Annotated in this window: 8 protein-coding genes; 1 reads left to right on the forward strand and 7 read right to left on the reverse strand. The window is 71.3% G+C overall.

What is annotated here, in order from left to right:
- The 5 genes from JMO03_RS18495 to JMO03_RS18515 form a co-directional block, all read right to left on the reverse strand.
- Positions 1–1,912 (reverse strand): ESPR-type extended signal peptide-containing protein (locus JMO03_RS18495; protein ID WP_273544296.1); only part of this gene is annotated, 1,912 nt, incomplete at its 3' end.
- Between the two features lie 818 nt (positions 1,913–2,730).
- A complete protein-coding gene (gene purL / locus JMO03_RS18500) occupies positions 2,731–6,747 on the reverse strand; it encodes a phosphoribosylformylglycinamidine synthase (RefSeq protein ID WP_202845247.1) in 4,017 nt (1,338 codons plus the stop codon).
- A gap of 103 nt (positions 6,748–6,850) precedes the next feature.
- Complete coding sequence (locus JMO03_RS18505; protein WP_202845248.1) at positions 6,851–7,672, reverse strand: DsbC family protein; 822 nt, start codon at positions 7,670–7,672, stop codon at positions 6,851–6,853.
- A gap of 112 nt (positions 7,673–7,784) precedes the next feature.
- Positions 7,785–9,518, reverse strand: a complete 1,734-nt coding sequence (gene asnB, locus JMO03_RS18510; RefSeq protein WP_202845249.1) for an asparagine synthase B — start codon at positions 9,516–9,518, stop codon at positions 7,785–7,787.
- Positions 9,519–9,621: 103 nt separating this feature from the next.
- Positions 9,622–9,852: a hypothetical protein gene (locus tag JMO03_RS18515; RefSeq protein ID WP_202845250.1), complete on the reverse strand. Its 231-nt coding sequence runs from the start codon at positions 9,850–9,852 to the stop codon at positions 9,622–9,624.
- Here JMO03_RS18515 and JMO03_RS18520 point away from each other — a divergent pair.
- Positions 9,851–11,512: an ABC1 kinase family protein gene (locus JMO03_RS18520; RefSeq protein WP_202845251.1), complete on the forward strand. Its 1,662-nt coding sequence runs from the start codon at positions 9,851–9,853 to the stop codon at positions 11,510–11,512. The two genes, JMO03_RS18515 and JMO03_RS18520, sit on opposite strands and share 2 nt — an antisense overlap.
- Positions 11,513–11,837: 325 nt before the next feature.
- On the opposite strand, the gene dapE is transcribed toward JMO03_RS18520, so the two are convergent.
- Both dapE and JMO03_RS18530 read right to left on the reverse strand, forming a co-directional pair.
- A complete protein-coding gene (gene dapE / locus JMO03_RS18525; RefSeq protein WP_202845252.1) occupies positions 11,838–12,974 on the reverse strand; it encodes a succinyl-diaminopimelate desuccinylase in 1,137 nt (378 codons plus the stop codon).
- A 449-nt stretch (positions 12,975–13,423) separates the two neighbouring features.
- Positions 13,424–13,783 carry a Spx/MgsR family RNA polymerase-binding regulatory protein gene (locus JMO03_RS18530; protein WP_202845253.1) on the reverse strand — a complete coding sequence of 120 codons (360 nt, stop codon included), beginning with the start codon at positions 13,781–13,783 and terminating at the stop codon, positions 13,424–13,426.
- Positions 13,784–13,814: the final 31 nt, after the last annotated feature.

Here is a 13,814-nt window from a genome sequence, read left to right on the forward strand (position 1 = left end):
TGGCCTGCAGTCCATCGGCCGTGGCCGCCGCACCGCTGGCGGTGCTGAACGCGCCGTTGGCCTGCGCGCCCGCGCCGAACGCGCTCGCCCCCACCGCCGAGGCGGTCGTGGTCTGGTCCAGCAGCACCTCGCCCGTGGTCGGGTCCTCGTAGTACAGGCTCCCGCCCACCGCCGTCGCACCGTCCGCCGTCGCCGTCGCGTTGAACCCCGACGCCGTCGCGTTCTGGCCTTCGGCGTACGCGCCGCTGCCGTAGGCCGACGCACCGTCGCCATACGCGTTCGCCGCCTCGCCCGACGCCGTCGCATACGCCCCTTCGGCATACGCACCCACGTCGTCGCTCTGGTCGTCGTCGTTGCCCGTGGCCTGGAAGTAGCGGTTGTCCGCCGTCGCCTCCTCCAGCTGGTCCAGGTTCACCGCATCGGTGCCTTCCGTCCCCGCCGCCACGTTCGTGATCTGCCGCTCTTCGCCGACATCGCCCACGGACACCGTGTTGTCGCGATCGGCGTAGGAACCCTGTCCCAGCGCCACGCTGCCTTCGCCGACGGCCGCGCTGTCCGATCCCAGCGCCAGGCTGTTGTCGCCCTCGGCGGCGCTGAAGTTGCCGACCGCGGTGCTGTTGAAGCCGCCGGCGTAGGCCGCCCCACCCACCGCGGTCGAGTAATCGCCCGACGCCTCGGTCGGGATCAGTCCCCAGAACGCGCCACCGACCGCAACCGCGTTGTCGCCGCTGGCAATCGCATATTCGCCTACCGCCACCGAATCGAAGTTGCCGGCGAAGGCCCCGAAGCCCACCGCCGTGGCGCCATCGAACGTGGCCTCGGCGCCATAACCGAAGGCGCTCGCGCCGAAGCCGCTGGCCACGCTGTAGCCGCCGTACGCGGCCGAGGCGTCGCCCGACGCATCGCTGCGGAAGCCAGCCGCCGTCGCCTGCAGGCCGGAGGCGGAGGCCTCGCTGCCCACCGCAGTCGCGTAGGCGTCGGTCGCCTGCGCGCCGGCACCCAGCGCGGTCGCGCCGTCGCCATCGGCGACCGCGCCCGCGCCCGCCGCGACCGCGCCATCGCCGTTGATGCTGGCGTCGTCGCTGCCGTCGTCGGCGCCGTCCGCCTTGAAGTAGCGGTCGGTGTGCTCGGCCATCTCGGCTACGGCTTCCACCGCGCCCGCCACTTCGTCGACCTGGCCGACCGTCGCCGCGTCGCTGTCCGCGACGCCGTCGCTGACGTTGGTGATCCTGCGCGTGGCCGGTCCGACCGTGCCGGCGCCGCCGCCGTTGCCGACCGAGAACACGCCGGCCTCGGTGGCGCGCGCGCCGTAGCCCAGCGCCACGCTGCCGCTGGCGGCCGGGGCGACGTAGGCGTTGAAGCCCATCGCCACCGCGCCTTCCGAATGCGCCTGCGCCGCCTGGCCGACCGCGGTGCTGCGCAGCCCCATCGCCTGTGACGAACTCCCCAGCGCGGTCGAGGCCGAACCGTTGGCGAGCGCGTTCGATCCCACCGCGGTGGTGTTGGACTGCAGCGCGCGCGCATTGTTTCCGAGCGCCGTGCCATTGGCGTGGGTCGCCCTGGCCGCGTTGCCCACCGCGGTCGAGCCCGCCCCGCTGGCGTTGGCATCGTTGCCGCAGGCCGTCGAGCCGGTGCCCGAGGCGACTGCGCTGCCGCAGGCGTCCGCGAGCTTCGCCGGCGCAGCCTTGCCCTGGTCATGCGCCTTCGCCGAGTGCTGTCCCTTCCCCGTCGGCTTCCCGCCATGGACCTGACCCTGGGCGCCGGCGACGCCGGCGACGGCGATCACGCCGGTCGCGACGACCGCCTGCAGCATCCGCACCCCCTTCCCCTTGCCCTTCGCCGTGGCCAGCTCGGAGGCGACGGTCACCTGACCGGTGGACGGGTTCCAGATCTTGGAATAGATGCGGTTCATCGAGTTGGCCCTCTTGAGAGTGGGATTGATGCGGAAGACATCTGGAAAAATCAGGGCACGGCCGCGCGGGGCGTCCGATACGTGAAAGGCGGGAGGGAGTCAGGGGCGTGTCGCGGATCGCAGCGAGATCAGGCATCGAAGCCATCCATGTGCGGGCCGCCAGCGCTTCCTGAACGCTCCTCAAACTGCGGAAGGACTGTGACGATACTCACCGCGGCGGGCAATTTTCGTCAAGCGATTGGACGCCTCGCGTCACAAAATGACGCGTTCGAGCGAATTACTCCCCGTTTTCATCGACTTGCCGCCTGGTCCTGCCGCCGCTTGGGATGTTTCCGCTGAAACCAACTGAGCCTGCTGGAAAACCAGCCTGGACGATCAGGGGCGACGCCCGGCGCCCGACCGTAAAACCGGTCGGGATCGGGTCAGCTGTCCTGTTCGCGCCCGCAATCCCGTTTTGGCGGCGTTCCGCTGCACCGCAGCATCGGTCTCCGCGGCGCTGCCTGAAGGCCGCTTCCCCGGGGGCGCGTCCGGACACGTCGGCCAGCCCGCGCCGCTGCCCTGCCGGAACGGGCGAACAGCGGCGAACAGCGACTGGCAGGAGCGGACGGCGGGGCGCATGTCCGCGCCGAACCCGCACCGGCCCCGGCGACGCCTGCCGGCGCCTGCCCAGCCACGGGCCAGGACACCACGAGCGGGCCACCGGTCGGCGAAAACCGCAGGCTCCGCAGACGGCCTCGCGGGCGCTCGCTCGCGCGGTGTTGCCCAAGGCCCCGCTCAGGGATGCGCGTCGCCCGGACACGGGCGACGCCTGGCGGCTCTCAGCCGCGTTCGACCCGCACGCGCGCGTTGCGGAACATCCGCATCCAGGGCGAGGCATCCGGCCAGTCGGCCGGCGCCCAGCTGAAGTTGAGGCGGCGCAGGGTCCGCTCGGGATGCGGCATCAGGATGGTCGCGCGGCCATCGTCGCTGCACAGGCCGGCGATCGCGTCGGTCGAACCGTTGGGGTTGTCGGGATAGGTTTGCGCGGGCGTGCCGTCGCCCTCGACGTAGCGCAACGCCACCTTCGCCGCGGCGCGGTCGGCTTCGTCGTCGAACGCGGCGCGGCCTTCGCCATGGGCCACCACGACGGGGATGCGCGACCCGGCCATCCCGGCGAGGAACAGCGACGGCGAATCGAGCACCTCCAGCATGCCCAGGCGCCCTTCGAACTGCTCGCTGCGGTTGCGCAGGAAGCGCGGCCAGTGCGTCGCGCCGGGGATGATGTCGCGAAGCTGGGACAGCATCTGGCAGCCGTTGCACACGCCCAGCGAGAACGTGTCGCCGCGCGCGAAGAACGCCGAGAACTGCGCGCGCAGGGCGTCGTGTTCCAGGATCGAGGTCGCCCAGCCGCGACCCGCGCCGAGCACGTCGCCGTAGCTGAAGCCGCCGCAGGCGACCAGGCCGCTGAAGCCGTCGAGCCTCGCGCGCCCGGCGAGCAGGTCGCTCATGTGCACGTCGACCGCGGCGAAACCGGCGCGATCGAAGCCCACGGCCATCTCGACCTGGCTGTTGACGCCCTGCTCGCGCAGCACCGCGACCCGTGGCCGCGCGCCGGTCGCAACGAACGGCGCTCGTCCGTGCGCGCTCTGCGGACGCGATCCGCTCCCGAGCGACGCCGCGATGTCTTCCGCGGGATCGAACCTGAGCTCCGGCCGCAACCCCGGCGCATCGAAACGCCTGGCCGCAGCGCGTTCCTCATCGGCGCAGTCGGGGTGGTCGCGCAGCCGCTGCATCGCATGGGTCACCGACCACCAGGCGTCGAAGAGTTCCTCCCATCGCCATTCGGCCAGCGACCGCCCCCCGTCCAGCACCCGGATCCGGGGAGCGGTGATCGGCCGCGCGATGCGTTGCGCGCATTCGATCAGGCCGTGCCTGGCCACGAGGTCGGCGAACTCGGCACGGTCTTCCGTGGCGATCTGTACCACCGCGCCCAGTTCCTCGGAGAACAGCGTGCGCAGCACGTCCTCGGCGCGGTCGTCGCCCCAGCCGTCGAGGTCGATGTCGAGCCCGCGATGCGAGCAGAACGCCATCTCGCACAGCGCGGCGAAGGTGCCGCCATCGGAGCGGTCGTGGTAGGCGCGCAGCAGCCTCGCTTCGCGCGCATCGCGGACGAGTTCGAAGAAGCCGCGCAGGCGCGCAGGCTCGTCGAGATCCGGGCAGGCGCCACCGAACGCGTCGTAGCACTGCGCCAGGATGGACCCGCCCAGGCGCTGCTTTCCCGCGCCCAGGCCGATCAGCCACAGTTCGCTGTCGATGCCGTCCTCGAGCAGCGGCGTGAGCTGCGCGGTCACGTCGGCCACCGGCGCGAACGCGGTGACGATCAGCGAGACCGGGGAAACGCTCTTGTGCGTTTTCCCGGGAATGGGGAATGGGGAATGGGGAATGGCGGCCTGGGGATCGACGCCATCGCTTTGCCGATTCCCGATTCCCGATTCCCCATTCCCGGCTTCCACCCACTGCACCTGCATCGACAGCGAATCCTTGCCCACCGGAATGCTCAGGCCCAGTTCGGGGCACAGTTCCATGCCCACGGCGCGCACCGCATCGAACAGCTTAGCGTCCTCGCCGGGGTGGCCGGCCGCGGCCATCCAGTTCGCCGACAGCTTCACCCGCTCCAGCGCCTCGACCGGCGCCGCGCACAGGTTGGTGATCGCCTCGCCCACGGCCATGCGCGCCGCGGCCGCCGAATCGATCAGCGCCAGCGGCGTGCGTTCGCCGATCGCCATCGCCTCGCCGGCCACGCCGTCGAAGCCGGCCAGCGTCAGCGCGCAGTCGGCGACCGGCATCTGCCAGGGCCCGACCAGCTGGTCGCGCGCGGTCAGCCCGCCGACGGCGCGATCGCCGATGGTGATCAGGAACTGCTTGGCGGCCACGGTCGGATGCGCCAGCACGCGCAGCCCGGCCTCGTGCAGGTCGACGACGTTGGTGTTGAGGCCGCGCCAGCGCACCGGCGTCGCACGCGCGGTGTCGCGATGCATCTTCGGCGCCTTGCCGAACAGCACGTCCATCGGCAGGTCGATCGCGGGATCGGGCGGGGTGTGTCCTACCGATGCGCCATAGGCGACCACCAGGTGCTCGGCTTCGGTCGCCACGCCCACCGCCGCGAACGGGCAGCGCTCGCGTTCGCACAGCGCGGCGAATTCCTCGAGCCGGTCCTGCGGCACGCCGAGCACGTAGCGCTCCTGGGACTCGTTGCACCACAGCTGCATCGGCGAGAGCGAGGGATCGTCGCTGGGCACCTTGTCCAGGTCGATCACGCCGCCCACTCCGGAATCGTGCAGCAGCTCGGGAATCGCGTTGGACAAGCCGCCGGCGCCGACATCGTGGATCGAGGCGATCGGATTGCGATCGCCGAGCGCGACGCAGCGGTCGATCACTTCCTGGCAACGCCGCTCCATCTCCGGGTTCTCGCGCTGCACCGAGGCGAAATCCAGGTCTTCCGCGCTCTCGCCCGAGGCCACCGAACTCGCGGCGCCGCCGCCCAGGCCGATCAGCATCGCCGGCCCTCCGAGCACCACCACCGCATCGCCGGGCTGGAGAGAATGCTTGGCCACCATCGGCCGGTCCATCGCGCCGAGGCCGCCGGCGAGCATGATCGGCTTGTCGTAGGCGCGCGCCGGTTCGCCCGCGTGCTGCAGCTCGAAGCTGCGGAAGTAACCGAGCAGGTTCGGGCGCCCGAACTCGTTGTTGAACGCGGCGCCGCCGAGCGGGCCGTCGAGCATGATCTCCAGTGCCGGCGCCATCCGCGGATTGAGCGCGCGCGGCGCTTCCCAGGGCTGCGGCAGCGTCGGGATGCGCAGGTGCGAGACGCTGAAGCCGGTCAGGCCGGCCTTGGGCTTGCCGCCGCGCCCGGTGGCGCCCTCGTCGCGGATCTCGCCACCGGCGCCGGTGCTGGCGCCGGGGAACGGCGAGATCGCGGTCGGGTGGTTGTGGGTCTCGACCTTGATGCAGAACGCGCTGTCGGCGACCGGCTCGCTGCGGTATTCGCCGCCGGCGGGGCCGGGCCGGAAGCGGCGGGCGGGGTAGCCCTCCACCACCGCGGCGTTGTCGCTGTAGGCCGACAGCGTGTGCTGCGGCGTCTTCGCATGGGTGTGCCTGATCATGCGGAACAGCGAATGCGGCTGGTCCTCGCCGTCGACGGTCCACGAGGCATTGAAGATCTTGTGCCGGCAGTGCTCGGAGTTCGCCTGCGCGAACATCATCAGCTCCACGTCGGACGGATCGCGGCCGAGTCCGGCATAGCGCTCGCGCAGGTACCCGATCTCGTCCGCGGCCAGCGCCAGACCCAGGCGCGCGTTCGCGTCTTCCAGCTGCGCCAGCGGGATCCGCTCGAGCGCGCCGCGCGCGGGCACCGCGAACAGGCCCGCCGCCTCGTCGTGCGAGGACAGCAGCGACTGGGTCATGGGATCGTGCAGCCGCCTGGCCAATGCAGCCTGCAACGCCGGCTCGTCCGGCCATCCGGCGAGGTCGAGCCGGGTGCCACGTTCGACCCGGTGCACCGGCTGCCCGGCGCCGCGCACGATCTCTGTGGCCTTGCTCGCCCAGGGCGAGATCGTGCCCAGGCGCGGAGAGACGAAGCGCGACACCGTGCCGGGATGTTGCGGGGACGGCTCCCCGGACGCCTCCAGCATGCGCCGCAGCGTGTCGTCGTCCGGCGTGGCGCCGGGTTCCGGGTCGATCCAGTAGACGTGCCAGGCGCCGGCGATCCGGACCTCGGGCGCAACCGACTGCAGGCGGAGCTCAAGCCGTTCGCGACGGAACGGCGACAGGGCCGGGAGGCCCTCGAGGACGATCATGTCCGGAGAACGTTGGGAGCGGGCCGCCTATTGTAAGGGCGTTTGCCCTGGCCGGCCGGCGGAACGCCGTTTCGACGCACCGGCCGCGTGGGGCGCCCGCGGATCAGCCGCCGGCGGCCGCGTCCGCGTCGACCTGCTTGAGCGCCGACAAAAGGGCGTCGGGCGGCAGGTAGCCCGGCATCTGCACGCCGCTTTCGGTGACGATCATCGGGGTGCCGGTCAGGCCGACGCGCTGGCCGAGCTGGTACTGGCTGGCCACCGGGTTCTCGCACTTGCGCGACGGCACACGGCGGCCTTCCTTGGCGTCGGTGAGGGCCTTGCGCCGGTCCGGCGAGCACCACACCGACACCATCAGCTCGTAGTCGGGCGTGTCGAGTCCCATCCGCGGGAACGCCAGGTACTCGATCGCGATGCCGCGCTTGTTGTACTCGGCGATGTCCTGGTGCAGCTTGCGGCAGTAGCCGCATTCGACGTCGGTGAACACGCTGACCGTGTACTTCGGGTTGGCCGGTGCGAACACGATGCGGTCGCTGGCGGGCACCGCGGCCAGCAGCTTGCGCCGCACCTCCGCGACACCGGCCTGGGTGACGTCCTTCTTCGCCTCGATGTCGAACAGGCTGCCCTGCAGCAGGTACTTGCCATCGTCGCTGACGTAAAGCGCCTGCCCGCCGACGATCACTTCGCGGAACCCCTCCAGCGGCGCCGCGGCGATGCTGTCGATCCGGATGTCGGGATTGATCGACTCGATCGCCTTGCGCGCGCGGTCCTCCGGCGTGCCGGGCGCGGTTTCGATCCGGGCCGCGGCGGGGGCGTCGCCTGCTGGAATCGCATCCGGCTCTTCGGAGGCGGACGACGGCGACTGCGCGCAGGCCGACAGGCTCGCGGCGCAGAGGAGGGACAGCAGCAGGCTTCGCTTCGGGGACATTCGGCCGGGACACGTCGACAGCGGGACAGGCTCGCATTGTTGCACGCCGCGTCCCGGCGCCCTGCCATGGCAGGCGGCGGGGTCCGGAACCGTTCAAGTCCGTGCGCCCGCCTCAGACCGCGGGCACCGCCTGCGCGTGCACGCCGGCCACCGCGCGCCCGGACGGATCGGCCATTGCCGCGAAACTCGCGTCCCAGGCGATGGCCGTCGGCGACGAGCAGGCGATCGACTTGCCGCCCGGCACCGTCTGCGCGCAGGCGGTGCCGGGGTAGAACTGCTCGAACAGCATCCGGTAGTAGTACGCCTCCTTGGTCTGCGGCGGGTTGACCGGGAAGCGCCGGTCGGCGGCGGCCAGCTCGCGGTCGCTCACCTGCGCCTGCGCATGCGCCTTGAGGCCGTCGATCCAGCCGTAGCCGACGCCATCGCTGAACTGCTCCTTCTGCCGCCACAGGATCGGATCGGGCAGCTCGCCCTCGAATGCCTCGCGCAGCACGCCCTTCTCCATCCGCCGCGGACCGCTGTCGTCGCGGTCGATCATCTTGTACGCCGCGTCCATCCGCATCGCCACGTCGAGGAACTCGCGGTCCAGGAACGGAACGCGCGGCTCCACGCCCCAGGCCATCATCGACTTGTTGGCGCGCAGGCAGTCGTAGTTGGCGAGCGCGTCGAGCTTGCGTACCAGTTCCTCGTGGAATTCGCGCGCGTTGGGCGCCTTGTGGAAGTACAGGTAGCCGCCGAAGATCTCGTCGCTGCCCTCGCCCGAGAGCACCATCTTGACCCCCATCGCCTTGATCCGGCGCGCCAGCAGGTACATCGGCGTCGAGGCGCGGATGGTGGTGACGTCATAGGTCTCGATGTGGCGGATCACCTCCGGCAGCGCGTCCAGGCCTTCCTGGAAGGTGTAGGTGAAGCCGTGGTGCACCGTGCCCAGCGCGGCGGCCGCGACCTCGGCGGCGGCGAGGTCGGGCGAGCCCTCCAGCCCGATCGCGAACGAGTGCAGGCGCGGCCACCAGGCCTCGCTGCGATCGTCGTCCTCGACGCGGTGGCGCGCATAGCGCGCGGCGACCGCGGCGACCAGCGAGGAGTCCAGGCCGCCCGACAGCAGCACGCCATAGGGCACGTCGGTCATCAGTTGCCGGTGCACCGCGGCCTCGAACGCGGCGCGCAGCTCCTCCTTCGGTACCTGCACGCCCTCCACCGCCGCGTAGTCGCGCCACGGACGCTCGTAATACTTGCGCAGCACGGGCTTGGACGTCTCCGCGGCGTCGGCCGGGAACTCGTAGTAGTGCCCCGGCGGGAACTGCGCCACGTCGGCGCAGATCGGCGCCAGAGCCTTCATCTCCGAGGCCACGCACAGGCGCCCGGCGCGGTCGTGGCCCCAGTACAGCGGCACCACGCCGATCGGGTCGCGTGCGATCAGGGCACGTCCCTTCTCCGCGTCCCACAGCGCGAAGGCGAAGATGCCGTTGAGCCGCTCGAGGAACGCGGCCGCCCCCCCCGCATCCGCCCCGCTCTCGCGGTACAGGGCATTGATCACCTCGCAGTCCGACCCGGTCTGGAACGCGTAGTCGCGCACCAGTTCGGCCTTGAGCTCGCGGTGGTTGTAGATCTCGCCGTTGACCGCCAGCGCGAGCGCGCCGTCGGCCGAACGCAGCGGCTGCGAGCCGCCGGCCGGATCGACGATGGCCAGGCGCTCGTGCACCAGGATCGCGCGCCCGTCGTGGTACACGCCGCTCCAGTCCGGGCCGCGGTGGCGCTGCTTCTGCGACAGTTCCAGCGCCTGCCGCCGCAGCGCGGGGACGTCGTCGCCGGGCTGCAGCCCGAACATGCCGAAGATGGAACACATGGGGCGGAACTCCTGGGTTGCGAACGGTGGCTGGATGCGCGGACACGAAAAAGCCCGCATCTTGCGATGCGGGCTTGCATGGACGGCGTGGTCTTTCGGGGATCTACGCCGGGCTGCAGCCCGCTTCGCGCACACGATTGTTCGCCGCGCCGGGATTGCGGCCGGAAGCGTTCGCGTTGCGGAAGGACTGCGGTGCCATGTCGCGAACGTAACCGCCGCCACCGGCATTTGCAACAGTTGCAGACACAACCGTCACCGCGGCGCCGGAATACTCGCGGGCGGGCTGGCCACGGGCCAGCGCAAGACAGGGGGACACGACCTTGAACGACACCATGCAGCGAATCTCCCGCACCTCGCAGATCATCGCCATGCTCGCGCGCTACCGCAGCTCGGGCATCCTCACCGGGCTGGACCTGGGCGACACCCAGGAAGAGGACGTGGCCGATGCGGAGACCGATGCGCTGGCCGAGCGCTTCGTCTCCGACCTGGAAGAGATGGGCCCGGCCTTCGTCAAGCTCGGCCAGGCCCTGTCCACCCGACCCGACCTCGTGCCCGCCGCCTGGATCGCCGCGCTCGAGCGCACCCAGGACGACGCCACCCCGGCCCCCATCGGCGACATCGAGGTCCTGCTGGAGCGCGAGCTCGGCGTGCGCGCGAGCAAGGTCTTCGCCCAGATCGACCCGGAGCCGATGGCGGCGGCCTCGCTGGCGCAGGTGCATCGCGCGGTGCTGCACGATGGTCGCGTGGTCGCATTGAAGATCCAGCGTCCCGACGTGGCCGGCGCGGTGCGCGCCGATCTCGACGTGCTGGCGCGGCTGGCGGGGACCGCGGACGCGCTCACCGACGCCGGCCGCCGCCTGCGCCTGGCCGACTGGATCGCCGAGTTCCGCAAGGCCATGCTGCACGAACTCGACTACCGGATCGAGGCCGAGAACCTGGACCGCTTCGGCCGCCACCTGGCCGGCTACGAACGGCTGCGCGTGCCCGTGCCGCTGTGGGACTACGTGACCCCGCACCTGCTGGTGATGGAGTGGATCGACGGCATCAACGTCACCCGAATCAGCGGCCTGCGCCGCACCGAACAGGACACCGCGCCGGCCACCGTCGAGCTGCTGCGCGCCTACCTCGACCAGGTGTTCGTGCATGGCGACATCCATGCCGACCCGCACCCGGGCAACGTGCTGCTGTGCCCGGACGGGCGGATCGCGCTGATCGACCTGGGCATGGTCGCGATCATCCCGCCGCGCCAGCGCGAACGCCTGCTCAAGCTGGTCTTCGCCGCGGTCGACGGCCGCGGCGAGGACGTCGCGCGCGAACTGGTCGCGCTCGGCACCCGGCTGGAGGACTTCGACGAGAGCGCCTACGTGCGCGAGATCTCGCAGGTGGTCGCGCGTTACGCCAGCGCCACCCGGCGCGCCTCGGAAGGCCGCATGGTGCTGGACCTGGTCCGCCGCGCCACCGAATGCGGGCTGCGCACGCCGCCCGAGATCAGCCTGCTGGGCAAGACGCTGCTCAACCTCGAGCGTGTGGTCGACGCGCTCTCGCCCGAGATCGACGTGCGCCGCGAGATCGAGGCGCACCTGCAGTCGCTGATGCGCGACCGCCTGCGCAAGGCGCTGTCGCCGGCCAACCTCGCCACCGAGGCGATGGAGCTGCAGGAGCTGGTGCGCGAAGCGCCGCGCAAGCTCTCCGACACGCTGTCGCTGCTGGCGGGAAACCGGATGCAGGTGCGCCTGGCCGGCCTGGACGACTCGCGGCTGATGGAGAACCTGCAGAAGATCGCCAACCGCATCGCCTCCGCCGTGGTGATCGCGGCGCTGCTGCTGTCGTCGACGCAATTGATGCGGATGCAGGTCGGGCCGACGCTGCTGGGCTACCCGGCGCTGGCGGTGCTGATGTTCCTGGTCGCGGCGGTGCTGGGCCTGATCCTCGTGATCGGCGCGATGCGCCACGACCGGCATGCGCGGCCAGTGGAGCGCAGCGGAGCCGAGTAGCCGGCGCCACGCCCGTCCCCAGTTCCCGCGCGAGGCGCGGGCACCGGCATCGCAACCGCGAACGCGCGCCGAGCCATCTCCCGCGGAGGGAAGCGGAACCGCACGGGGAGAACCTCTCGGTTTCCTGCGCGCGAAGCTGGCCTGCACGCGAGGCCGGCGAGAACGGGCGGGGCGTTTCGCCCTTCCTTCCCCCGCTTGCGGGGGGATCGCACCTTCACGGTTGGAGTGTGCCGAAGGCGGATGGGCGTGCCGCAGGCGCGGGCGGCACCATCGCGGCCATCGCCCCTGACCCCGCGCTCCCGGGGCAACGGCCGCCCTGCGGTGGCTACGCGTTCGGCAGCAACAACCGCTCGATCAGGGCCCCGTACAGCGCCGGCAATGCGTCGAGATCGGCGACGCGCACGTGCTCGTCGACCTGGTGGATGCTGGCATTGACCGGACCGACCTCGATGCACTGCGTCCCCAGCGGCGCGATGAAGCGCGCGTCCGAGGTGCCGCCGCCCGTGCTTTCCTCCGGTGCCGCGCCGGCGAACGATGCCAGCACCTCGCGCGCGACGCTGCGCAGTGGACCCTCCGGCGTGTGGAAGGGTTCGCCGCTGCGGTGCCACTGCAGGCCGTAGTCCAGCCCGTGGCGGTCGAGCAGCGCGACGACCTCGGCCTCCAGCCGCGAAGCATCCCAGTGCGGGTTGTAGCGCAGGTTGAACAGCGCCCGCAGCTCGCCGGGAATGACGTTGCCGGCGCCGGTCCCGGCGTCGAGGTTGGAGATCTGCAGGCTGGTCGGCGGGAAGCTCTCGTAGCCCTCGTCCCAGCGCCGCGCGACGAGTTCGGCCAGCGCCGGCGCGAACAGGTGGATCGGGTTGCGCGCTTTGTGCGGATAGGCGACATGGCCCTGCACCCCGCGCACGGTGAGCGTCGCCGACAGGCTGCCGCGGCGTCCCACGCGCAGCAGGTCGCCGAGGCGTTCGCTCGACGATGGTTCTCCGGTGATGCACCAGTCGATGCGGGTGCCGCGCTCGCGGAAGATGTCGGCGACGCGGCGCACGCCGTCGATCGCATCGCCCTCCTCGTCCGAGGTCAGCAGCAGCGCGACCGTGCCCGGATGGTCCGGATGCGCGGCGGCGAACCGCTCGAGCGCGACCACGAACGCGGCCACGCTGCCCTTCATGTCGGCCGCGCCGCGGCCGTACAGCGCGCCGTCGCGCAGCGTCGGCGCGAACGGATCGCTGGCCCAGGCCTCGCGCGGTCCCGGCGGCACCACGTCGGTGTGCCCGAGCAGCGCCAGCACCGGCGCGCCGCTGCCATGCGTGGCCCAGAGGTTGTCCACCGCGCCATGGCGCAGGGACTCGATCGCGAATCCCGCGCGCGACAGGCGCCCGGCGACCAGCGCCTGGCAGCCGGCGTCATCCGGCGTCACCGAGGGGCGGGCGATCAGTTCGCAAGCCAGATCCAGAACTTCGCTCATGCTGCCGTCTCCGGGGCCCGGTCGACGCGCCGGGCCTTCGGGCAAGTATGTCCCGGCAAAGCCGGGGCTTCAGGGGTGAGTCCCGCGAAGGGGCCCGGCATGGCGTGTGCTGCCTGGAGGCGGCAGCTTCGATCCCTTCTCCCTCGGGGAGAAGGTGGCGCGAAGCGCCGGATGGGGGTCCGCCGGAGCGAGACGGGTTCGGACACCGCGCAAGTCGTGAGCCGATGATTCGCGCTCCGCATCATCCCGTCGCTACGTCGCGCCCCACCCGACCCGCGCTCCGCGTCCTGCCTGCGCATGGGTTCGGCCCCTGTGCGCAACGGCGCACACGCCATGCGGCATCACCCCGGGGAGAGAGGGCAGACACGCCGAGCGCTGCGGAAGTCGGACATGGCGAGTCACCCGGCAAAGCCGGGGGCCTTCCCTGGACATGCACCGGTCGCCCCCGGCTACTGCCCCACCCCGAAGCGCTTCTTGAATCCGTTGTCGGTGAAGCCCTGCGTGATCTCGCCGTCGTCCGTGACCACCACGGGCCGGCGGATCAGCTGCGGATGCTCGCGCAGCAGCAGCTTCCATTCGGCGTCGCCGGCGGCAGCCTTGCGGTTGTCGGGCAACTGCCGCCACGTGGTCGAGGACTTGTTGACCATCGCCGGGAACCCGCCCAGCCTGCCGGCCCACTCCACCAGCGTCTCGGGTGTGGGCTTGTGGTCGCGATAGTCGACGAACGCATACGGCACGCCGAATCGGTCGAGCCACTTGAGCGCCTTCCGGCACGTGTCGCAGTTCTTCAGTCCATAGAGCGTGGTCATGCATCGATCCTTCTTCAATCGGGCCTGCGCG

The organism is Luteimonas saliphila, from assembly GCF_016774335.1.
GTDB classification, from domain to species: Bacteria; Pseudomonadota; Gammaproteobacteria; order Xanthomonadales; family Xanthomonadaceae; genus Luteimonas; species Luteimonas saliphila.